This window comes from Lactobacillus sp. ESL0261, from assembly GCF_003693025.1.
Classification (GTDB): Bacteria; Bacillota; Bacilli; order Lactobacillales; family Lactobacillaceae; genus Lactobacillus; species Lactobacillus kullabergensis.
The window spans coordinates 36,292-59,237 of the sequence record NZ_REHN01000003.1 but is presented as its reverse complement, the minus strand read 5'-3'; the positions used below and the strand labels follow the sequence as shown (position 1 = coordinate 59,237).

At 33.5% G+C, this 22,946-nt stretch carries 25 protein-coding genes; 4 read left to right on the top strand and 21 right to left on the bottom strand.

Annotation, left to right across the window (positions count from 1 at the left end):
* Nucleotides 1-99: 99 nt before the first annotated feature.
* From F5ESL0261_RS02140 to F5ESL0261_RS02080, 13 genes are all read right to left on the bottom strand, one after another.
* Entirely contained in the window at nt 100-1,266 is a 1,167-nt protein-coding gene (locus tag F5ESL0261_RS02140) for an SIS domain-containing protein (protein ID WP_122052015.1), read from the bottom strand.
* Nucleotides 1,267-1,291: 25 nt separating this feature from the next.
* Nucleotides 1,292-2,008, bottom strand: coding sequence for a GntR family transcriptional regulator (locus F5ESL0261_RS02135; protein ID WP_122052014.1), 717 nt, complete (start codon nt 2,006-2,008; stop codon nt 1,292-1,294).
* 170 nt (nt 2,009-2,178) lie between these two features.
* Entirely contained in the window at nt 2,179-2,643 is a 465-nt protein-coding gene (locus F5ESL0261_RS02130; RefSeq protein WP_122052013.1) for a hypothetical protein, read from the bottom strand.
* 49 nt (nt 2,644-2,692) lie between these two features.
* Entirely contained in the window at nt 2,693-3,127 is a 435-nt protein-coding gene (locus tag F5ESL0261_RS02125; protein WP_122052012.1) for a PTS sugar transporter subunit IIA, read from the bottom strand.
* A 24-nt stretch (nt 3,128-3,151) separates the two neighbouring features.
* Nucleotides 3,152-3,961, bottom strand: coding sequence for a PTS galactosamine transporter subunit IID (gene agaD / locus F5ESL0261_RS02120; RefSeq protein ID WP_122052011.1), 810 nt, complete (start codon nt 3,959-3,961; stop codon nt 3,152-3,154).
* Entirely contained in the window at nt 3,948-4,754 is an 807-nt protein-coding gene (gene agaC / locus F5ESL0261_RS02115; protein ID WP_122052010.1) for a PTS galactosamine transporter subunit IIC, read from the bottom strand. The genes agaD and agaC overlap by 14 nt, the downstream gene beginning before the upstream one ends.
* 33 nt (nt 4,755-4,787) lie before the next feature.
* Nucleotides 4,788-5,279 carry a PTS galactosamine transporter subunit IIB gene (gene agaB / locus F5ESL0261_RS02110; RefSeq protein ID WP_122052009.1) on the bottom strand — a complete coding sequence of 164 codons (492 nt, stop codon included), beginning with the start codon at nt 5,277-5,279 and terminating at the stop codon, nt 4,788-4,790.
* Nucleotides 5,280-5,599: 320 nt separating this feature from the next.
* Nucleotides 5,600-6,118: a galactose-6-phosphate isomerase subunit LacB gene (gene lacB / locus F5ESL0261_RS02105; RefSeq protein WP_045928903.1), complete on the bottom strand. Its 519-nt coding sequence runs from the start codon at nt 6,116-6,118 to the stop codon at nt 5,600-5,602.
* Nucleotides 6,119-6,187: 69 nt separating this feature from the next.
* Nucleotides 6,188-6,616, bottom strand: a complete 429-nt coding sequence (gene lacA / locus F5ESL0261_RS02100) for a galactose-6-phosphate isomerase subunit LacA (protein WP_122052008.1) — start codon at nt 6,614-6,616, stop codon at nt 6,188-6,190.
* A gap of 22 nt (nt 6,617-6,638) precedes the next feature.
* Nucleotides 6,639-7,394, bottom strand: a complete 756-nt coding sequence (locus tag F5ESL0261_RS02095; RefSeq protein ID WP_122052007.1) for a DeoR/GlpR family DNA-binding transcription regulator — start codon at nt 7,392-7,394, stop codon at nt 6,639-6,641.
* A 287-nt stretch (nt 7,395-7,681) separates the two neighbouring features.
* Nucleotides 7,682-8,611, bottom strand: a complete 930-nt coding sequence (locus F5ESL0261_RS02090; RefSeq protein ID WP_109585914.1) for a phosphate/phosphite/phosphonate ABC transporter substrate-binding protein — start codon at nt 8,609-8,611, stop codon at nt 7,682-7,684.
* A 311-nt stretch (nt 8,612-8,922) separates the two neighbouring features.
* On the bottom strand, nt 8,923-9,711 hold the full coding sequence (locus F5ESL0261_RS02085; RefSeq protein ID WP_122052006.1) for a PTS sugar transporter subunit IIC: 789 nt from the start codon (nt 9,709-9,711) through the stop codon (nt 8,923-8,925).
* 15 nt (nt 9,712-9,726) lie between these two features.
* The gene (locus F5ESL0261_RS02080) at nt 9,727-10,152 is read right to left on the bottom strand and encodes a PTS sugar transporter subunit IIA (RefSeq protein ID WP_158595192.1); all 426 of its coding nucleotides are present in this window, start codon (nt 10,150-10,152) and stop codon (nt 9,727-9,729) included.
* A gap of 171 nt (nt 10,153-10,323) precedes the next feature.
* Here F5ESL0261_RS02080 and F5ESL0261_RS02075 point away from each other — a divergent pair, with 171 nt between their 5' ends.
* A complete protein-coding gene (locus F5ESL0261_RS02075; protein WP_122052005.1) occupies nt 10,324-11,043 on the top strand; it encodes a GntR family transcriptional regulator in 720 nt (239 codons plus the stop codon).
* Nucleotides 11,043-11,816, top strand: coding sequence for a GntR family transcriptional regulator (locus tag F5ESL0261_RS02070; RefSeq protein ID WP_109585910.1), 774 nt, complete (start codon nt 11,043-11,045; stop codon nt 11,814-11,816). Before F5ESL0261_RS02075 ends, F5ESL0261_RS02070 begins: the two co-directional genes overlap by 1 nt.
* A 68-nt stretch (nt 11,817-11,884) precedes the next feature.
* Here the strand turns inward: F5ESL0261_RS02070 and F5ESL0261_RS02065 are convergent, their stop codons facing one another.
* The 7 genes from F5ESL0261_RS02065 to F5ESL0261_RS02035 all read right to left on the bottom strand — a co-directional run bounded on the left by F5ESL0261_RS02065 (nt 11,885) and on the right by F5ESL0261_RS02035 (nt 18,894).
* Nucleotides 11,885-12,904 carry an SIS domain-containing protein gene (locus F5ESL0261_RS02065; RefSeq protein WP_109585909.1) on the bottom strand — a complete coding sequence of 340 codons (1,020 nt, stop codon included), beginning with the start codon at nt 12,902-12,904 and terminating at the stop codon, nt 11,885-11,887.
* 18 nt (nt 12,905-12,922) lie between these two features.
* The gene (locus F5ESL0261_RS02060; RefSeq protein ID WP_122052004.1) at nt 12,923-13,756 is read right to left on the bottom strand and encodes a PTS system mannose/fructose/sorbose family transporter subunit IID; all 834 of its coding nucleotides are present in this window, start codon (nt 13,754-13,756) and stop codon (nt 12,923-12,925) included.
* Nucleotides 13,746-14,543 (bottom strand): PTS sugar transporter subunit IIC, encoded by a 798-nt coding sequence (locus tag F5ESL0261_RS02055; RefSeq protein ID WP_122052003.1) that lies wholly within the window; start codon nt 14,541-14,543, stop codon nt 13,746-13,748. The genes F5ESL0261_RS02060 and F5ESL0261_RS02055 overlap by 11 nt, the downstream gene beginning before the upstream one ends.
* A gap of 3 nt (nt 14,544-14,546) precedes the next feature.
* The gene (locus tag F5ESL0261_RS02050; RefSeq protein ID WP_109585906.1) at nt 14,547-15,023 is read right to left on the bottom strand and encodes a PTS sugar transporter subunit IIB; all 477 of its coding nucleotides are present in this window, start codon (nt 15,021-15,023) and stop codon (nt 14,547-14,549) included.
* 21 nt (nt 15,024-15,044) lie between these two features.
* Nucleotides 15,045-16,163 carry an SIS domain-containing protein gene (locus F5ESL0261_RS02045; protein WP_158595191.1) on the bottom strand — a complete coding sequence of 373 codons (1,119 nt, stop codon included), beginning with the start codon at nt 16,161-16,163 and terminating at the stop codon, nt 15,045-15,047.
* A 464-nt stretch (nt 16,164-16,627) separates the two neighbouring features.
* Nucleotides 16,628-18,028 carry a zinc ribbon domain-containing protein gene (locus F5ESL0261_RS02040; RefSeq protein WP_122052001.1) on the bottom strand — a complete coding sequence of 467 codons (1,401 nt, stop codon included), beginning with the start codon at nt 18,026-18,028 and terminating at the stop codon, nt 16,628-16,630.
* Between the two features lie 14 nt (nt 18,029-18,042).
* Nucleotides 18,043-18,894: a zinc ribbon domain-containing protein gene (locus tag F5ESL0261_RS02035; RefSeq protein WP_109585903.1), complete on the bottom strand. Its 852-nt coding sequence runs from the start codon at nt 18,892-18,894 to the stop codon at nt 18,043-18,045.
* Between the two features lie 308 nt (nt 18,895-19,202).
* Between F5ESL0261_RS02035 and F5ESL0261_RS02030 the strand changes: the two genes are divergently transcribed.
* Both F5ESL0261_RS02030 and F5ESL0261_RS02025 read left to right on the top strand, forming a co-directional pair.
* On the top strand, nt 19,203-20,165 hold the full coding sequence (locus F5ESL0261_RS02030; RefSeq protein ID WP_122052000.1) for a D-2-hydroxyacid dehydrogenase: 963 nt from the start codon (nt 19,203-19,205) through the stop codon (nt 20,163-20,165).
* Nucleotides 20,166-20,296: 131 nt separating this feature from the next.
* Nucleotides 20,297-21,061: a MerR family transcriptional regulator gene (locus F5ESL0261_RS02025; RefSeq protein ID WP_122051999.1), complete on the top strand. Its 765-nt coding sequence runs from the start codon at nt 20,297-20,299 to the stop codon at nt 21,059-21,061.
* A gap of 570 nt (nt 21,062-21,631) precedes the next feature.
* Here F5ESL0261_RS02025 and F5ESL0261_RS02020 read toward each other — a convergent pair.
* Nucleotides 21,632-22,249 carry a hypothetical protein gene (locus F5ESL0261_RS02020; protein WP_147446221.1) on the bottom strand — a complete coding sequence of 206 codons (618 nt, stop codon included), beginning with the start codon at nt 22,247-22,249 and terminating at the stop codon, nt 21,632-21,634.
* Nucleotides 22,250-22,946 lie beyond the last annotated feature (697 nt).

The window sequence follows — 22,946 nt, the reverse complement described above, 5'->3', positions numbered from 1 at the left end:
TAAGGTACCAACCAATTTTTGTCAACATGTATTTTTTATATTTAAAAAGTTTAATATTAAAATCATAGTGATATCGTTAGTACCCACAAGAAAAGCACATTAATTGAATTCGTGAATTGTAACACCCTTAACTACACGATTAACTGTACCTGTTGGCGATGGTGTGTCAGGCTTATTATTAACCTTAATAGAAGTTAATAAAGCTATAGTCTGACCAAACATTACATCAGGTAATGCCAAGTACGCATCAGGCAACAATTCTTTCTCAGCGAACATGAAAGATTTTCCTGAGAAATCCTGACCCTCCTTTTCCTGACCGACAGCCATCACGAGTGGCACAATTTGATCATCCCTAATCTCGTTTAAAATATCTAAGTCGTATTGCCTGGTATAAGTATTGTTGGAGACAAAATCAAAGACGATCGTCTTCTTGTCAAGGAATGATTTTGGACCGTGACGCAAGCCCATTGAGGTATCAAATAATGCGGCAACTTCTCCTGCAGTTAATTCCAAAATCTTAAGCCGTGTTTCTTCAGCCAAGCCACCTAAACTGCCGCTACCTATATAGGTAATTCGATTAAAGTCAATGTCAACTAAAGATTGAATTTCATCTTCACGCTCAATGACGTTCTTACCCATTTGAGCAAGTTGACTAACAATATGTTCTTTATTTTCATCAGTCAAAGTATCAAACACAAGTAGTGCCATTAGGCTCATGCAAGAAAATGAACCAGTCATAGCAAAGCCCTGATCTAAAGACTTTTCTGGCATCAATAAGACAAGGCCAGTAGAATCACCTTCTAGATCTTGCGCCAAGTGTCCTTCTGGAGCACAAGTAATTGCTATTTGATATAAATTCGTGACTAATTTTTTAGCTAATTCAACAGTAGCTACAGATTCAGGTGAATTGCCACTACGCGCAAATGAAACCAGAATTGTCGGGGTATCTTTTGCTAGATAATCTTCAGGAGTAGAGACAATTTTTGTGGTATCAATTGCCTCAAAATCGTATTTTTTTCTATCGCCATTTTTTTGTAAATATGGCATGATAGTATTTCCGACATATGCACTAGTGCCAGCACCGGTAAAAATCACTCTGACTTTACCCCATTTTTGATTTATTTGGTCCAAAAAATCAGTGATTTTATTTTTGTTATTCTGATAAATGGACCAGGTTTGTTGCCATAATTCAGGTTGCTGCTCAATTTCACGAGTAGTAATTTTTGCACCCAATTTTTCTAATTCTGCATCTGTTTTTGAAAACATTTATTTTTACCTTCCTTTATATTATCTAAAATAAATCATTATATTGACGTGAACGATAAACAAACTTATCGCCTCTAGCTAAAGAAATCGTAAACTCAATTGGTACATTTTTATCATTAATAGTCTTCCGAAAAATCTTTAAACTTGGTGAGCCGACCTTCTCCGCCAGATTTCTGCTTTCTTCTTGATTAAGACAAACAGCTTCAACATCCTCAAACGCCATCACACTAATTTGGTCGTATTTTTCTTTCATGACATCATAAAGTGGCTTAGCATTTAAATCGTTTAAACTAAGTTCGGAAAATAATTTTTCCGGTAAATAAGAGGTGCTAAAAATTCGTGGCTCATTGTCAGCAAGCCGCAAACGAACAAGCTTATATGCTTTTTCATTTGAAGTTAGATTTAGTTGCGCTGCAATATTTTTATTTGGAATAATCAGTTCTAAGCTTTGATTTTTGGTTGACGCCTTTTGCCCTGTTCGTTTTAATTCTTCTGAAAAAGAATACATTCCACCGATATTAGGTTGATTAAGAAAAGTACTTGAAACAAAAGTACCCTTACCATGTAGACGGTATATTAATCCCCGTTCTTCAAGATCTTGTAATGCCAATCTAACAGTATTCCGACTAACATTATATTTAACTAGTAATTGCCTCTCACTTGGTAATTTAGCATTTGGCTTCATATCTTTTATTTGTTTTTCCAAGTCTAAAATAACTTGCCGATAAAGTGGTTTTGCCATTAATTCCCCCTCCTTAGTAAACTGGTTGATACCACTTAAAGTTTATCAAAGAAAGCGGTTCATTGCAATTTAATTTTTAGAAAATATAGTTAATAAAAAAATGCCTTTTATATAAAAAAGGACTAACTCTTTTAACGCTGCGAGCTAGTCCTCGATTAAAAATCATCTATCTAATTTTTATTTTTGAAATTTGCAAACTGTTTTACGCTTATTAATTTTCCTTTTCTCACTCTTTTTAATCTCTGATTATTCACGAATAAACCATGATTTTGAAGTGATAATTTATATTTTTCGGGTTTTGAACTTTCATGTTTATAATAGTTATTCTTAACCAGTGCCCTAACATCTTTATAAAAATAGCAAACTTGTTTTTCTGGTTTAATTTGTAAAAAAGTAGTTTTTTTCTGATATGTGCCTTCTTCTATTTTGAAAAAAGCTTTATCTTTAGGTGATTCAGGAATCATAGTTTTATTTAAGAGATAGTGTCCTGTCTGAGAAATATTGTAAACAAAATTATTGCCATTTTTGTTATAAATAAAAGTTCCAATATAAAAATATTTTTTCTTTTGATAAGCAACTATAACAAGTCCCACTACAACCATTGCAATAATGATAATTACAACTTTTTGAAGCATTGCCGAAAGTCCTCACCTTTTTTAACCTTTTGGATAAATGATTGTACAATTAAATTCCATCAGAATAAGTATCTGTTGATGTTGTTGGCTTTATATCTGTTACATCAAATATTTGCGTACCCTTTTTTGAGATATCAATTAAATCATTGGCAAAAGCGTCAACATCAGAATAATTTTTAAAAAGTGCTTCAAGCAAAGAACCTAGATTACATCCAGATACTACAGCTAAGCCAGATTTTTCCGTAGCCAGTGTAGCCGCCACTTTATATGGAGTTCCTCCAACCAAATCTGTAAATAAAAGTGTTTCTCCATCAAAAGTATTAATTGCTTTATCCAAATTTTCTTTTAGCTTTTCGTCACTCATGCCTGAAGAAAAATCAACAAATTGCCAATTGTCTGGAACCTTAACCAGCAGGTTAAGGGCTCCTTGAATTCCTGTTGCAAATGTTCCATGGCCAGTAACAACTACATTAATCCTATTCAAATCGAACTCTCCTAGATCATCTAATTACATCCATCCAATTGCAGCCATGCAAATTGAAAGTAAAAATGTTATAACGATTAACCAAATTGGATTAATGTTCTTCTTTAATAACCAATAAAGTAAGAAAACGAAAGCAAATGGCAGGAGATTAGGAAAGATTTTATCTAATAATTGCTTTTGTAAGTTAATTACAGTTCCACCAGCATGGATATTAATAGTTAAGGACATTTTTACGTAACTGGCAATTAAAGCACCAATAACTGTTAATCCTAGAATAGATGCTACGTGAGAAATAATTTTTGAATTATCTTGTATAACGTCAATAGCCTTAGTTCCCAAATTATAGCCCAAATGAGCCAATGGTATTCTAGACCAAAATAGGAATAAATAAACTAAGAAGAATATAATCGGCCCAAGAACATTACCGTCCTTAGCAATTGAAGCACTAATACCACCAACAATAGGCATTATTGTAAACCAAAAGATAGCATCACCTATACCTGCCATTGGACCAAATAAAGCATTTTTTAATCCTTTAATTGTTTCTCTATCAACATGATTTTCTTCCATCGTCAGAAGTAAACCCATCAAAATAGGATAAAGAGGCGGTGAACTATTGATGAACTCCATGTTATCTGTCATAACGGCTTTTAATCCTTTAGGATCATCTTTATAGATTTTTTCCCAATACGGTAATTGAGCCCACGTCCAACCTGGAGAGTGCATTCTTTCATAAGAAAATGAAGCTTGAACTAGGTTAGAACGAATACCTAGCATAGAGATTTCATGTTTAGTAAAAATACTGTTCTTACTCTCTTTCTTAGATGCCATCATTCATACCTCCATTTTGATAATTATTTGCATTATCTTTAATTCTTTCTTCCAGTTTAACTTGATCACGGTTATGATAAAATTCAATCATTGCAAAAACGGCTCCTACTAAAGCTACAGGAAGGACATTAGAGAATGGGATCATTGATGCAATTACAAAACCTAGAATCAGGTATGCTAGATATTGTCCTTTTAACATTACTTTCAATAGCATTGCAAATCCTACTGCCGGTAAGATGCCACCTGCTAACTCAAAGCCATGTGTCAACCAATGTGGCATTGAATTGACCAATATTTTCATAGGTCCTTGAGCAGCATAAGCACTTAAGAAAGCTACGATACCAAAAGTCAATGTGACAATAATTAATGGAATATAATTCAAACGCTTAAACGCTTTAGCATTTCCCTCTTCAGCATATTTATCAAATTTTGTTAAGAAAAGAGAAAAACTAGAATAGAAGAATAACAGGATATATTGCATTAACATCGCAAATGGTAAAGAAAGCCCAATTGCTGTACTTGGAGAAATTTTATTCATAGCAGCGATAACCACAGTCATGATACCGCAAAGAACAGTATTAGGTGGCTGAGTTCCACCAGCTGGTGTTAGCCCTGCAAAAGCAAGTTCAGTTAATCCACCTGCAATCACTCCTAATTGTAAGTTCCCTAAAATCGCACCAGTTATTGTACAAACAATAATCGGGCGAAAAATAAAGAATGCCTGTAACCAACAATCTAGACCAGCAATCATGGCCCAAATTGCAATCAGTATTCCTTGTGTCAAAGTAATAGTCATAATACTTCACGCCTTTCAAACTATTCCAACCAGCTAATTTTTCTTTAACAATTCAGCTGTAATTGGAATTTTTTTATCTCCTGGATAGTCTTCAATAAAGATATTTATCCCTAGTTTAGTAATTTCAAGTAAGTCATTTTTATCCTTATCATCTACATAAACTTTTTTAGTTATCTCTTCTTTCCCAGGCTGAAAATGCATATTACCTACATTTACTACCTTAATCGGAACTCCATTTTTAATTAACTTAAGTGCATCTTCAGGTGTCTTAACTACTATAAAAATATGCTGTCTATCAGCAGCTTGATTGATAATATCAATAGTATGCTGAATAGTAAAAAACCTTATGCCTACACCAGATGAATCAGCCGTAGTTGCCATTAATTTTTGCTGAAGCGAATTTTCTGCAGCTTGATCATTAGCCACTAAGATCAAGTTTGCCTTGACCGCTTTAGTCCACGTTACCCCTACTTGTCCATGTACAAGTCTGTTATCGATACGTGTAAAAACAATATTTGCCGCCATTTTAAAGCCTCCTTAATTTTATAAAATCACTGCTTTATTGTTTACAAATTCCTTTTCGCCTCCTACTTGTGCCTTTTTGTTTGAATGTGTTAGTTATTGTTCATTTATCTAGTTGCTATTATATGTATTCACTTAAAAAAATGCAAGCGCTTTTCGGAATTTTTTTCAGTAATTGCTGAAAAAAATTATTTATTAGCTTTAATTTTTTCTATCAGTAAATAGTTTAATTAAACTCATAACTAAAAAGCCATGACGTTCAAGTCATGGCCTTAATGTGCGATTAAAATTTTAATTCTTTATTTTTATATTATTTTCCCGTCTTAGTCGTGGTATACGCCTTCAGCCCACTTCTTATTTTCTTCATCAAAGAAGTGTACGTTATCCTTTTGATCAGGATTTGGTTTAGCAATACCATCGATTTTGGCAATTAAATTTTGTCTTTCCGGAGTAGACTCATATTTTGCATTTAAGAATGAGTCGACAATGTCAAAAATAAAGTCACGTCCTAAAACTATACCACCAAAGCCTAAAACATTGGCATTCAATTCACGTCGAGCATATTCAGCTTGAGCAACATCACCAACCATAGCTGCACGAACTCCCTCATTTTTATCTGCAGCAGTTGAGATACCGATACCAGTACCACAAAGGACAATACCTAAATCGGCACGACCATCGGCAACATCTTCAGCAACACGTTTACCGTAAATTGGATAGTGGGTTCTGGTATTATCATGAGTACCTTCATCAATAACCTGATATCCCTCTTCTTTTAAATGATCAGAAATAGCCATTTTGACAGAAGTAACGATATGATCATTTCCTAAAGCAATGACCATATGCTTATCATTTTTAGGATCAACAAATTCTGGCTGTGGTCTATCATTATCTAGCATTAGTAAGCCTCCTTAAATCATTTCTTCAAGCATATTTAAACGCACTTGATGGCGGCCACCAGCATATTCAGTATCCAAATAATGTTGCACGATTGAATAAGCCAGTTTTTCACCGACAATACCGCTACCTAAAGCAATAGCTTTTGCACCATTGTGCATAGCAGTCATGTGTGCAGTTCTTTCTTCATTAACATTTGCGGTAACCATGCCTTTAACCTTGTTTGACGCCATGGCAGACCCTACGCCGTATTCGTCAAACATGATGGCCTTTTTAATGCCATTGTCTAAGACTTCATGAGTTACCTTTAAACTAGATTCAACAAAATCCTCAGCAGGTTTTGGAGTAACATCCAAAACATCATAGTGATGTGTCTTCAGGTAATCTTTTACTTTTTCTTTTAAGGCAAAACCTGCCTTGTCACTACCAATGACAACCTTCATAGCCAAATCTCCTCTCAAAAAATTACTTATAAATAGTCGTAAATTGACTGTAATGCTTTTCCAACTCAGGCTCAATTCCCCGATTAGTAATTAAACCATCCACATTGCGCAAATCATAAAATTGGTGAAAATCACTATGATCCAATTTAGTATAATCAGCTGCCACAAATTTTATTTGTGAATGATTCAGTCCAATACCTTCGGTTTGACCTTCTTCTAAGTTAGCAGTTGTTAAAGAAGAATCTTTAATGCCATTAACACCAACAAAACCCACAGAAAATGACATAGTTTTTAGTTCATTATTGGCCAAAGCACCTACAAAAGCACCACTAATTCTTCGGTATGAGCCACCAACCATAATTAAATCGTAATCATTCATATTATTTTTGGCAGCTTCAAATACAGGCAATGAATTAGTAACAATCCTAAGATGCTTAACTTTTAAATTAGCAACCAGCAATTCTAAAGTTGTTCCAGGACCAACGTAAATTGAATCATTTTCATGAATCAAATTACAAGCCCTTTTTGCTACTTCATATTTTTCTTTACTATGGATTTCACGTTTTTGCTCATAACTTTTTTCAGTGCGAGTTTGATCAGATAATAATTGTGCACCACCATGGACACGTAGAATCTTACTTGCCTTGTGGAGCTCATTCAGATCTCGTCTGATCGTCATATCAGAAACTTTTAAAGCTTGTGCTAATTCGTCAACTGTGACAAATTTCTGTGTTTTTACAACTTGTAAAATAGTTTTCAGTCTTTCACTCTTTAACATTAGTAACCTACTTCTTAAACTAGATTATGCAACTAACTTAGTTCATTTTAATTATAGCTGTTCTCTTTTGTTTGTCAATGTTTGAAAGTGTTCGTTAACTAAATTTGAACCTAAATATTGCGTTGGGCCATATAAGTTGATAAATACAATCCACGGCTTTTTACCAAAAACAAAATTTTATTTATTAGGAAAAGCCCTATTAACTAAACCTAGTCTATATTTTATCAAGAAAAAATGCATCTTTTAGGTTGAAAAAGATGCATTTTCTTCTATATTAATCAGCAAAACTACTTTTTAATTGACTCAGCAATTTTTTCATACTTACGAACAGTGTCATAGTCACTATCTTTGGCTTTGACATATCCTTCATGAGAATAAACCCGCTCTATAACTTTTTTACCTTCTTTAGATTTACCAATGGCAATAAATGCATTAGCTAACTTTTCCCGGAAGGATTTAGACAAACTCGGGATGACAGAAATAGTGTCATTAGGAATTTCCGTTGTGTAATAAATTGGTACAACTTGGGACTTAATCTTAGGGTTGTCTTTAATAACATTATTACGGGCATCCTCAAAAACAAAGGCTGCATCAGTATCTTTATTTAAAACATTTAGAACCGCCTGATCATGTCCAGTTGTAGTAACCAGCTTACAGCTGCGAGGAACATCCAGTCCCTTTTGTTTTAATTCAGCAACTGGAAAAATATAACCGGACGTTGAGGTTGGGCTTTGAATGGAAATTTTCTTACCTTTAAGATCCCTCCAGCTCTTAATACCAGAATCTTTTCTAACTAAGATTTCAGAATGGAAAGTATGAACTAATTTTTTAGTCCAGTTGCCATCTGGTCTAGTCAAACCAAACCGCTCTGACTGTAATAAAACATCAGCTGCATGCTGTTTATGTGCTTGTACGTAGTCATCACCCGGTAAAAAACCGACATCGATTTTTTTAGATTTCATCGCTTCTACCAATGCATTGCCACTTGTTGAAACTGAAACGTGAACTGGAATACCCAGACGTTTTGACAGCATTTTTTCTAATGGCTTGGCCTTAGTTTCGAGCGTATTGGCAGAAACACTAGGTACGAACTGCACATTGAGAGATTTTGGCGTTCCACTATCAGCTTGCTTTTTAGTTGAGTTAGAGCACCCAGCAAGAAAAGCAGTACCCAAAACTGCAATAGCGCCTACTAAAAACTTTTTAAATTTTGGCATGATTTCCTCCTAAACTGGAAATATTGCAATCAAAAAGGCCCAGCATTCACGCGAAGTGATAATGCCAGGTCTGTTCATGATCATATTAAAAAACAGCAACAACTTATTGTTTAGATAAGAAAGCCGCACTTTCCCCATAACAAGTCGCTCATAATTTTGAGTTAATACATGCATATGGAGAAATCTGCCTCTCTTTCTTAGTCTAAGAAAATAATAGCACAATATTGAGAGTTATTACAGTAGTTTCATTATCAAAAATTGTTCTTTTATTCATTTTAATTTAGAAAGCGCTTTTACAAATAAATGAGAAACTAAAATTCATCAAAACCATCATCGTTATCTTTTTTCAGGTTTACATCAGTCTTTTTCTTTTTATCCTGATCAAAGAAAATATACATAATGGCGACCATAATAACTGCAAAGATAGCTACTCCAGTAGTAGAAATTTTACTATATGCCACTAGGAAGAAGCCCAAGAAAAAGAAAGCTACCACTTTTTTATTCATCATCATTTGCGCCAGCATTGCAAAGCCTAGTAACGGAAGTAACCCAGCTGCTATATTCATTCCAGTTTGCACAAATGGTGGAATGATGTTTAATAATTTTGCTACAGTTGATGAACCAAAATAAAAAGCTAGTGGGTTGAAAATAATTCCCGGCCAATTTTGTGCCCAGCCTGATAATAACATGTCTCGCGTTATCGCGCGCGTGTTTCCTTTATCCGCATCTTTATCGCAGCGGTGAATTAGCAGCAACATCACGGGTTGTCCAACAGCAGTATTTAACGCTAACATTACCGTAGCAATCGGAATTCCTAAAGTTAAAGCAGCAGCCGCATTTGCGTGCGACTCAATTGCTAAAGAAATCCCTAAAACAGTTCCAGCTATTAAATCAGGAGGATTATATGCTCCAATTGAGACAGCACCAATCATTGCAAGTTCAAGTGTTGCTCCCATGACAATGCCGTCTTGCAAATCTCCTAGAACCAGGCCAACCAAGGGACCTAAAATTATAGGTCTTTGTAAATAGCTGGTTCCTAACAACCATTCTGAATATCCTAGAAAATTAATCAAAAATATTAGTATTGTTTTTACAATCATTTTATCCACGCTTTTTTAAAAACTATCAAAATCATCTAGTGCATTCGTAGACGTTTCATCATTTAAATTATCAAAATTAACAATTCCCTCTTTAGCAGCCTCAATACTTTTATTTATAGCATCAGAAACATTTTTTTCATTAGAAGTTAAAAACTGCAGTAAAAAAGGTAAATTAATACCAGCTACCAAGTGCAATCTATCACTAGCAGCAACAATTTTTTGTAAATCAGTATTTACACTACCACCAACAATATCTGTTCCAAAAACTATGTCATCTTTACTATTATTAATAATTGTCTGAACGGCTTGAGGAAAATCTTTACATTCTGGTGTGTAGGCACATATTGCGAACAAATCCTTTTGCTTTCCCATAATAAATTCTGTGGACATCTTTAATCCTTTTGCAAAATATCCGTGTGTTGCAATCACAAATTTTGTCATAATTCCCTCCAAAAAATTGGTCTTATTGTCATACCAGTTTTGTATTTTACTATACCTATAAAAACCCGTCATATAAGCACCTAATCCTAAAAATATTTCTTCAGAATTGCTATCACTTCAATGTTAAGCTAATATTAAGTTATCTAACATTGACAAGAAAGAGCTATTAAAATGTTCAATATTATAAATAAAAGCGAACTAATTGCCAAAGACATCGAGTTCCAAATTTCAAATAAAATTTACGCTCATTATTTGCCTTCCGAAAGGAAGTTAGCAGATAAATATTCAGTTTCCCGAAATACAATTAGAGAGGCGCTGGAAATTTTAAAAAACAAAGGAGCCATTTCTTTAATTGTTAATGATTATGTTATTAATAAACCAAAAGAAGATTTAGACTGGCTAGAGTTTTTTGGCAAGAAAACTAATCATATTACTCGTAATTATATTGTTAAGAATGAAGTTTTTGAAGCTAACAAAAAGTTTGCTCAAAAACTCGAAGTTCCACTTGCTACACAAATCCACTTACTAGTTTATAAACGGACTGTGAATGAACAGCAAGATAATATAACTTTGTCAATTGATTATATATATGCTCCAGAAAAACTAGTTAAAAATTTACCTTTAAAACAATTACAAGAATATTCTTTTTGGAATTTACTTGCTAAAAAATATCGAGGCAAAAAACTAAAAGAGTACCAGAGTTTATCAATTGAATCAGTTAACTTTGAAGATGCTAATTTATTAGATATTCCCGTTAGAAGTAAAATTCTGCAGCGCTCATCCAAAATTTTTATTGACAACGAAGCTATTTACTTTGTATCAAAGAAAATTCCGTCCAATTCACTATTAATGTCAATAGATAACAATTTAAAGAAAGAAAAAGAACAATAATGAATAATCTTTATCATGCCCCTCTTTACATTCAAATAGAGGATTTACTCGAGAAAAAAATTCTTAGTAAAAAGTATTTACCTGGGTCTAAAATACCGAGTGAACGTGACTTAGCAAGACAATATGGTGTAAATCGCATGACTGTCAAAAAAGCTATAGATTCATTGAAAAAAAAAGGATTGCTTTATCGCAAACAAGGTAGCGGCACGTTTGTTACATCAGTAACTCCAGATAAAGAAAATGTATATTTTAATTTGTCTTTTACCGACAAAAATTCTAATTCAGGAATTTCTGAATTGTTAACCAAAAACGGCATTCACTTTTCTAATGAAGTTGTTGGAACCGATCTCATTACCGGCAACGCTTTTTTTAATGAAAAACTTAAATTAAATGACGAAAGTGGGGTCTTTGCCTTACATAGAATCCGAGAAATTAAAGAACAGCCTTTTGCTATAGAATATAACTACTTACCTGCTAAATTATTTCCGGATGCATCACAAGTCGATTTTAAGAATGTAAGTCTCTACGACTATATGGACTCTAAAAAACATAGACCTGTACATTTTTCCCAATTTATTCAAATTATTCCAGCTTTAACAAAAGAAGCCCGATTGTTAAAAATTAAAAAAGGAGACCTTCTTTATTACATCATTTATTATGGTTATGATGAGCAAGGTAATGCTGTTGAATATACGGAAAGTTATCTAATTTCAGAAGAATTAAATCTACAATTTACTCTTGGTGGTATTTTAGGTGAAAAAGAAACCTATTAAGTATAGCTACATAGACTTGCTAAAAAATCGTAAAAAGATTATGACTTTTTACGATTCTTTCTTTTGCTTTAATAATCAAATTGACGATAGTAGCGACGGAAATTAAGGTCATGACCAGTATATTGTTGATACCATGATGCTAAACGATCAGTTAAAAGCGATGTTATGATCATTGGCGAGCAAATTTGTCTAAAGTCATCATCAATTCCTTCGAATACAAAATCTTTAGTGTCAAAAACTTCAAAACTATTTGTATGCTTTGGCAAAAAGCGTTCTACTCGCTCGTCTAACGCGCGATACTCATCTTCTCCTTTAATTAGGTACACTGGTAAAGTATCATCAACTAATTCTAATGCACCATGGAAAAAGTCAGCTGAAGTAACAGGGCGTGTGCGAACCCATTGCATTTCTTCCAAAATACACATTGAAAACATGCATGTTTCACCCCACAGCATCCCTGACCCAACAGTCATAGTTAATGGGGCATTGTAATATTTACGTGCAATACTCTGAGCTCTTGGCTCAAATTCTTCTCTGAATCTTAATAGATTAGGATAAAGTTGCTTCATCTGATCTGCCCAACGGTCATAATCCTTATAGTAACCCCAATTTTGATAGATACGCAAAGTTAACATAAAGTACATCAAATAGGCATTTTCACATTCAGCTAGTGAACCATTAATTGATTCTTTTAACAATTTTCCTAATGCAGATTCTGGATTTTTGGTGAAACCATATACATCAATTCCTTTTTGATTGCAGTACTTCACTGCTGCTACAATTTCCTTAGTATCACCCGAATCCGAGGAAGTAAGAACCAAAGATTTATTTGTAAGATAATTAATATCCTTTTTAACTAATAATTCACCAGCGTTTTCCAAGTAAACTGGAAAATCAGACAAATGCCGCAGGTATTCTGCTACTGGATACCATTCCATCCACGTTCCACCGATACCAATCATTACAATATTCTGATAATCGTTCTGAGATAATTTATCAGCTAATTTTTCGATATTTTCTCTTTGAGAATATACGTCTTTACCATTTTGCAAATATTTTTCTACATCAAAATTTTTCATTATTGTCATTTTATTCTCCTTTTAAATCTAAGCTCCCAGAATCTTGAAGTATGCTGCCGCTATACTTACCACCAAAATAATAAACATAATTAGCAACGGATTAAGCTTCTTCTTGAGCATCCAATAAGTTACACCAAATAAAGCAAGAGTAGCAATTCCAGGAAAAATGCCATCTAGTAGAGACTGCACTGTTGATGCACTCTTACCAACACCAATCTTGGTAATGAAATTAACACTGACCATTTCTTGAGTCATTGCACCTACAACCATCATTCCGATCATTGAGGCATATTTGGTGATTTTATCCATCATTCCCGAATTTTCGACATTATTAATTACATTCGAGCCCAGACTATAGCCTAAAAATGTACCATAATATCTAATAATGTAATGTGGAACATTGAATACTAAGAAAAATAGTATGGGGCCTAAAATACTGCCTTTAAGGGCTAATGTTGTTCCGATACCTGTTGCCAAAACTCTGAGAGTACCCCAGAAAAACGAATCACCTATACCTGATAGTGGACCCATCAAGGCTAATTTAACCGCTGAAATAGAAGTCTCATCAAAATCTTCATTGCTAGCATTGGCTTCTTCCATTGCCACAGAAATTCCAAGTGGTAAAGTCACAATATATGGCGTCATATTGTATAATTCCAAGTTACGTTTTAAAGCATGAATGAATTTATCTTTTTGGGGATATAATTTTTTCAAAATAGGCATGATTGCCCAAGTAAAACCAACATTTCCCATTCGTTCATAATTCCAAGAATGTTCATAAGGAATACTGCGCCAAAATAATTTAACTAAATCGGATTTGTTTATTTTCTTATCATATTTAGGTTTAATATTAAAACTCATCGAAACCATCACCTTCCTGTTCTACACTTGGTTGAGCATCTTTACCCTTTTGACTCTTATCATCTCTATCAAAGAAAACGTACATTATGGCAGCCATTATTACTGCAAAAATAGCTACACCAGTAGTTGATATCTTGCTATAAGCTACTAAGAAAAAGCCGAAGAAAAAGAAAGCTACAACTTTTTTGTTCATCATCATTTGTGCTAGCATTGCAAAACCCAAGAGTGGTAATAGTCCTGCAGCAACGTTCATTCCATCTTGGACAAACTGAGGTATTATATTAAGCAACTTTGCTACGGTTGAAGATCCAAAATAAAATGCTAATGGTATGAAAACCAGACCTGGCCAATCTTGAATATATCCAGCAATCAGCATATTTCGCGTAAGTGCTCTAGTATTACCCTTTTCTGCAGCACTATCACAACGGTGAATGAAAGCCAGCATTAATGGTTGACCAGTTGCAAGTCCTAAAGCCTGCATAATAGCAGCAATTGGAATACCCAATGTTAATGCTGCACCGGGAGCCGCATGAGTTTCAATAGCTAAAGAAATACCAATTATTGAACCAGAAACTAAATCAGGTGGATCATAAGCACCAATTGAAACCGCACCAATCATCGCAAGTTCAAGTGTAGCTCCCATAATTATTCCGCTCCGCAAATCACCTAAAACCAGCCCCACTAAAGGACCTAGAATGATTGGTCTTTGCAAATAACTAGTTCCAAACAACCATTCTGAATATCCTAATAATCCAACAAGAAAAATCAGAAAAGTTTTTAGTATCAATTTTTACACCTCCTTCAAAAACTTTTTAGCATCGATCTTGTTTTCAGTCGGTACCATCTGGATAAAAAGCTCCACTCCTTGATCTACAAGTTTTTGCATTATTTCTACATCATCATGATCAATAAAAATACTCTTAGTCACTTGTTTTTTGCTATCCTGATATGGCATATTGCCTAAATTAATTGCTTTTTCACCGATTGCTTCAACCAGTTTGGCCGCAATTGGCAGAGTTTCACATATGACAAACAGCTTGTATTTATCTGTAATTCCACTTTTTATTTGCTCAATGGCTTCGTCACAAGTTTTAATAACCACTTTAGTTCCAGCTGGCTTTGCTAATCTCAAGGCCTTCATGCGGAGCGGATCTTTTTTGACTGTATCACTTACTAGTAATAATGCGTCTGCGCCTAAAGCTTGTGTCCATGAAAAAGCAACCTGGCCGTGCAACAGCCTATAGTCAACGCGAATCATCTTAATCATTTTTAAACCTCCTAAACTAATTTAACTTTCATGATCTGAATCCCACTTTTTCTTGATATTTTTGATTTCTTCGTCGTAGTCATCCGTTTTAATTGCAATTTTTTGATCAAACTTGTCAAAATAAGGATGCGTAGCCCAAGCCTGAAGCTCGTCAGTCATTTTTGCTGCCACTAATTGCACTACTGGCAATGAATAATAGGGTTCAAAAAACCAGTTATTCACAGCTTGGGTTTTCAAGATTCTCTGATCTTTTTCCAAATGATTTGAACTAGTAATAAAAAACACATTTGGCGTTATTTCTTTTAATGCTTCAAAAACTTCTGAGAATCTTGTTTTCCCAGAAACAGGTATATCATCAATTAAAAAGACGGTATGATTTGGCGTTAATTGCATATCCGGCCCATGAAGAAATTCTTCTAGTTCGTAGTACATTGCAGGTCTTTTTAGCGTTTCTTGAAACTTCAATGCACCTTCCCTTGCAATTCCATAATTGGGTCCATTGCCACAGAAAAAAGTAGGGTTTCTCATTGAAAGGGCAAAATAATTATTTTGAATAAATTTTTCTGTTTCCGCCATCAACTCCTTTTGGTATGCAATAGTTTGCTGTAGTTGCTTATAAAAGTCTTCTTTTTGTTGTGAATCTAGGCTACTAATCTCACATCCCAGCAACAAAAAGAACTCAACCAGTGTTTGTACGCCAACAGTCACATAATCTACGTACTCATTACCAGGACCATAATCAAAAATTTCTTGTGAGTATTTGCTCATTTGACTATCAAGATTGCCAGTTAAAGAAACTTCAAATACATCATTTTTTTGTAAATACTGCAAGCAATTAATAATATTGGTCGAAGAACCACTCTGTGACACAACAACAATAAATGTATTTTCTTGAGGCGCAATACCAAATTGCATAACGTATTCCGGTGTATGAAGATAGACCGGCTTTTTTGTCATCTCTTGCAAAGAATCTTGAATCATTGCCAGAGCATTGTAAGAAGAACCTGATGCAATTAAAGTAATACTCAAATATTTCTTTTTTAAAAATAGATTTGCTACTCCGCTAATTAATTCATCCCTTTTTTTAAAATTTTCATCTAATTTTTCAGATGAATATTTCACATAATCTTGCATTCGCATTTTCAGCATCTCCTAAGTGGTTTCTAATATATACCATTTATCGATTTAACTATACCACTATGATCTTCTTTTGCAAGCGGTTTCTAAAAATAATATTTCAGAATTGGATCTTTTTTATTATTAACGATATTTCAGGCATAATAAAAAGACCGCTAAAAGTCGTAAGAAAACGCTGGTTTATCAGTCTTGAAATTGAAAATATTAAACTAAATACTACACTTGCTTTAAAAATACCGTCAAATAATTAAATAATTTCTGTATTCCCTATATTTAAGATCATTGCAATTCTGCACAGATTGAATATACTTCTTTAACTTATCGCAGATAACAATAAGTCTATATGTATCACAAAAGACCACACTCCCTCTGAGAACTTGCGTAGTTTGCGTTTTAAGTCATAAAAACACCTCCAAATTTTTTTCAAATTTGGAGGTGCTATCAAAAAATTCACTTTTAAAACAATATTAATTATCGTATTTTTTATCACTAATTATTTTGCCGTTACCAATTGACTTAATCTTTTGACTGCTGTCATCGCTGTCGCCAGTTTGTTTGAAAAGACCGCCAGTGTATAACATCACTTGCTTATGTTCAAAATCATCATGTTCAAAAGTGTAAGTAATCTTGTAAGTTACGCTGCTACAATTATTTGGCGCTGGAGTAATCGAAACTACAGAACATTCCATATTATATTCATTAATATCGTCATCCTTATCAAAACCAGAATTTTGAGAATGAAGTTCCTGATAACCTTTATTTTCTGCTCCACCGACAAAGTCATCCTCATCAGGAGATGTAAAGTCGTTTTCTAAAAGCTCTTCAGCATCATCTTTACTAATTAAGCCAGGCCATTCGGGTTTAATGATATTACTGCTGCTATCATCGTCATCTTCAAAGCCCATATCGTCATAATCAACAGACTCTGATTTGATAGATTTACCATCAACTTTAGTAACCACATAGATCTTCATATCATCAGTTACAGGGTAATCTTTAAACACTTTCGTGCCCTTTTTATCAAGATTGCCCACTTTTTTATCATTAATGTAAATCGTGGCAGAAGGGATACTTTTAATCATGAAATTAACAGTTTTAATATTCATGTTAATTTCTTTATTAGAAAAAATAGTGGTACTTTTATCGGCAGACAACTGATGGCCAGACGCAACTGATTTTACTTCAATGTGGTATTTACCCGGAAATAAAGGAGCAATTTTTTTATAATAGTCCTCACCACTGCCGTCAACGCCACCAAATTTTTTATTGTTGACATAAATAGTAGAATTGGCGTGATTCGTTCTAATCTGTGGTGTATAAGTCTTTAATTGCAAACAATATTTGGGGAATAAAAGTAAATAACGACCACTTTGGACCAAGCTGACATTTTCATATTCATTACCGTATTTAAAAGCATCAGCCATTTTATCTGCTTCAACGTAGTGTTCCGCATAATATTCCTGAGTTGGCTTTAGAGCTGCTGTTGTTACACGAGCATTAGGATTTTCAGAAACTACGAATTGGGCTAAATCAGAATGAGGATTTTTCAAACTGGCTGCAATCTGATTAATTTGATTATTTCTTTGATAATGATTAGAACCCCAAGCATAGAATGCCGCAAATGCAACAATCAAAACTCCCAAGCAGATTAGCAAGACCTTATTTCTTTTTTTCATGGGATGATGGACTGAGCTCGCCGTGGCTTGTGGCTGATTAACAACTGGCTGCGCGGCAGTATTTTTCTGCTGACTGCGATATTCTTTTCTACTATGCAGCGTCTGAGGCAATTTTTGACCACAGTTAGGGCAAAATTCCGCACTCGGTTTTACCTCTTTACCACAATTAGGACAAAATTTTTTATCATTCATTTCCTTCACTCTATCTACATTGAACCATTTTGCATTGACATAATTTGATTGATGATTGAATGGACCATGGAACTATAAATAATTGAATCTAAAATCATCAGACACACAAAAATAATGGCAAAAGCAATTAAAAAGCCAAAAATTTTATCATGCACTGCTCCCTGATCGCCAAATAATATAATATGCTGGCTTGCAAAGAATAAAGCTAACATTATGATAAACACGGCAATCATGAATTTAATGCTATTTAGTCCTAAAAGCATTAGTAAAAAGAATGCGGCAGAAATAATCAGATTGAAGTTGCAGGCATGGGCACCACGATTAATAAACTCAAAAAAGCTCAGCTGTCTGTCATAGACATACCGATAACCAGCATAAAAGCCGCCAATGACTATTGCTTCAAATATCACCAGTACCACAAATATTTCGAGCATAATGTTAAAGGGAACATGAAAATTCTCCCAGCCATTAATGTTGGCTCCCATGCGGTTGGCCCAGTTAATCAACGTACTTACAATAGTATTGGCACAATAATATAGACCCAACACCACAAAGGCATCTTCAATCAAAATGGTCAACCAACCATACCAACTTGCCACATTAGGACTACTAGTACCTGGATTGCGCCAGGAATCAACACACCATTGCCAGTAATTTTGAAATTGATCTCCATAATTAACTGGCTCACTGGCAGCTGGAGGCTGAGGTTCAGTCTGTTTCGGCTCTACTTGAGCAGTGTTTTCAACTGGATTAGTAGGCGCCTCTTCTACTTTTTGTACACTAACATTGCGCAAATCATAACCGCAAGACGTACAAAAATTGACGTCTTTTCCCATTATGGCGCCACATTGTGGACATTTTTTCATTGATAATTCCTTCTTAATTCCACTATTTTAGATATTTATTTACTACTTTAATTTTATACCACTATTTATGGATTATTGCATAGCATAAAATCTATAAAAAATAACATACTACCACTATTAAATTTGTTCATTGTTAGTAATAGTAAGATATTACTAAAATGCATAATACAGAGTAATTTTAAAATTATTTATAAACACTGTCAAATACTCTTTTAATCACCATCTTACTGCAATCTTATAATATATAGTTACACCGGTAATATGTAGTAAACTATAAGGTATAGATATATTGTATGTGAGGTTAAATTATGAAAATTGTTAATTTAGATAGTTATGCTCTAAACCCAGGTGATTTAGATTGGTCAGCAGTTGAAAAATTAGGTGAATGTACCTTTTACGATCGTACCCCAGTGGACGATGATGATGAAATTTTAAAGCGGATTGGGGATGCTGAAATTGTTTTAACTAATAAAACTCCACTTGACCAACATGTGCTTGAGACTGCTCCCAACGTTAAATACATTGGTGTGACTGCTACCGGTTACAATATTGTTGATACGACTGCAGCTCGTGAAGCTGGCATCCCTGTCACTAATATTCCTACTTATGGTACTGATGCAGTTGCTCAATTTACTTTTGCATTGCTACTTGAAATTACCAGTCGAGTTGGCTTACATAACAAATTAGTCCATGAAGGTCGCTGGAGCAGCAACCCTGATTTTACTTTTTGGGCTAAACCGCTAATGGAATTGAAAGGTAAAACATTAGGACTTATTGGCTTCGGTCATATAGCTAAAAAAGTGGCAGAAATAGGTCATGCTTTTTCTATGAATGTGATTTTTTGGAACCATCGGCCAAAATCAGATTTACCTGATTACGTCAAGCAGGTTGAACTTGATCAACTTTATCAACAAGCAGATATTATTAGTCTACACGTACCACAAACACCGGCAACCACTGAAATGATAAACCAAGAAGCAATTAGTCAAATGAAAGATGACGTCATTTTAATTAATACTGCTCGCGGCGGTTTAATTAATGAAAAAGACGTCGCCGATGCTTTAAATGAAGGAAAGATTGCTACAGCGGGGATTGACGTTGCCCAAAAAGAGCCTATTCCTGCTGACAGTCCACTTCTTTCTGCTAAGAATTGTTACATTACACCTCATATTGCCTGGGCGCCACGCGAAACCCGCAATCGCTTACTGGGCATTGTCGTTGAAAATCTGCAGGCATTTCTAAAAGGTGAAAAATTAAACGTCGTAAATTAAATATCATAATCAAAAACCAGTAATCTTGATTGAGTTACTGGCTTTTTTATTCTCGAAATTCATTTTCCGTGCTTGACCTTGACGCTGCGTCAACCAATATACTTAATTTTGCAAGTGAGGAGAGTTTAACCATGTCGTATTCTATCAATGAACTAGCAAAACTAGCTGGTATTTCAACACGAACTTTACGCTATTACGATAAACAGGGAATTTTAAAAGCGCGCAGGAATCCCGAAAATAATTATCGCTATTATGAAGAAAGCGAAGTTGATCAATTACAAAAAATACTATTTTTAAAGCTATTTGACTTGCCATTGGAACAAATAAAACAGGTGATGCAGTCTTCACCGAAAACCCAATATCAAGTTTTACGAAACCAGCGGGACAAAATAGTCGCTCAGCAACAATATCTAGATGATTTGATTAGGAATTTAGACAAGACACTTGCAACAATGAAGGGAGAAACACAAATGACTGACACGGAAAAATTTGCCACATTAAAAAAAGAAATGATTAACAAAAATGAAAAACAATATGGCGCAGAAATCAGGGAGAAATATGGTGACGCTCAAATAGATCTTAGTAATGAAAAATTTAGTTCTTTATCTGAAAATGAATTAGCACATTTCAAAAAACTAAGTGCTGAAATTTTAACTGAATTAAAGAACTTTGATAATACTGCTGGTGTCAAACAAGATGCTGCCAAGCACCTTTTCGACTTACACAAAGAATATTTACTGACAATTTGGCCTAAAGGCCAATATTCGGCAGAGGCGCACAAGAATCTTGCCCAAATGTATGTGTGTGACCCACGTTTTAGCAAATATTATGAAGAAGCCACGGGCAACCCTGACGCTGCGAAAATATTGAAAGCAATCATTGATTATTATGCGTAAGACTCTTTAATCTATATAAAGTTAGTTGCAAAATAAAACCTTTCAAATACAAATTCGTCAAGAATTGTTTTGAAAGGTTTTTTGTTTAAAGCGATCATATTTAATAAATACTAAATCATGATAATTTCGTTCTAATCATCAGCATCTTCATCAAAATCAATAATTTTTACTTTTGTTATATCAAGACCAGTGACGTCTTGTAAATTATACAATTTGACAAATAAATATTGCTGTCAAAACAAATATGTTCAATATTAAAAGGTTTAAACACAGTTTTTTGAAAGATATGTTTCTTAACATTATTAACGGTGGAACAAGTTGGAGTGCTACTATTATCTTTGAACCATTACAACACAGACTAATTTACTAGAGATTACTGTCATCATTTATTGCTTTACTATTAGCAAGCCAGATCTAGAATAGAGAAACAATGCCGTGATATGTATTAAGGCAATTTTTACTATTAATAAGGTCATTACGACTCCCAGAGAATTATGAAGTAGTGGTTTTTTATTTTCATAAATGGAATGCTAAATAAAATCTTATTTTTTAGATTTACTAGTTACTCAGCTATTTAGGATAGTTGCAATGGCAAACAGTTTTATTTTGCTCTTTACGATTTATAAACTCACAAAACTCTTCTTCTAAAGTTTGAGCTTCTTCTTTACTAATTTTTGACGCATTATAAAAACATCTTTCATTTGGTTTAAGCTTATTTTCATCAATGTCATCTATATACCATTTTTTGATCTTTCCATTTAATGACTCATAACCCTTATAATAATTGGGATTATTTATCATAATAAATAAATGTAATAGAGCATGTTCAACCAAATTACAATAAACAAGTTGATCAGGCATTTGGTACCTGAATCCATGATCTGGAAGACAGCTTAAGCAAGGATTATCAGCAATTGCCTTTTCTTTACATAAATCTTGAAACATATTCTCTGCAACGTGATGTACATATAATCCGTTTTTAGACTGTTCATATTTTTGATGTTTTATTTTTTTGTTTTTTCTAGAAAAATAATTCTTGTATGAATCAGCTTTAAAGTAAGGGTCAGTAACCACTTCGTACTTATATTTAAGACATTTTACTAAATCGCAATATGTAAAAGAATTACACTTCAAAATACAAAAAATTTTTTTAATATCAAATTTTTTACCACTATTATTCTCATTCATTTTATTCTTACCATCCAATTATATTTCATAAATATACTTGAATATATTATAATATAAAGTGTAAGCATTTCAAACTTTTTTACAATACAAATAATTCGCTATACATTTTAATTATATTAATCAAGATTTTTTAGTTCATTAGAGGAGAATTCATACTCTCATACTATTGGAGGAATTAACTAATATTTCAAAAAAAACCTAACATTTAATACTAAAATCGTTTTTTAAAAACATAATGAGAACTAGAAGTTGAATATTAGCAAAAAATTCTTATTTTAGTAGCAATAAATAGCTACAATACTCAAAATGTAATATTGGTTAAGTAATAATGATTCACCAGGTTTAATTAACAATTAGCATAAGTCTTTTAGAATACCTAAAATAAAAAAACTAATCACAATGAAAATTTGTTACCTTAAATAAGTATCACAATACATCTTATTAAATTTATCAATTAATAATAGATTTAAAAACGCTTTATAACAATCTTCTACAAATTTTTAATTAGTACTTCCATTTAAATTGATTCCATTAATTTATATTTATCTAGTTTACTTTTAGAATCATCAATCTCAAAATTAATTAAATTTTATTTCTATGACGCTAGAAAATTGTTATTTTGTATAGTATTAAAAATATATTATAAACTCGTGATAAAAGTTTTCCTAATTTAACTATTAAAATATCAATTAAATTA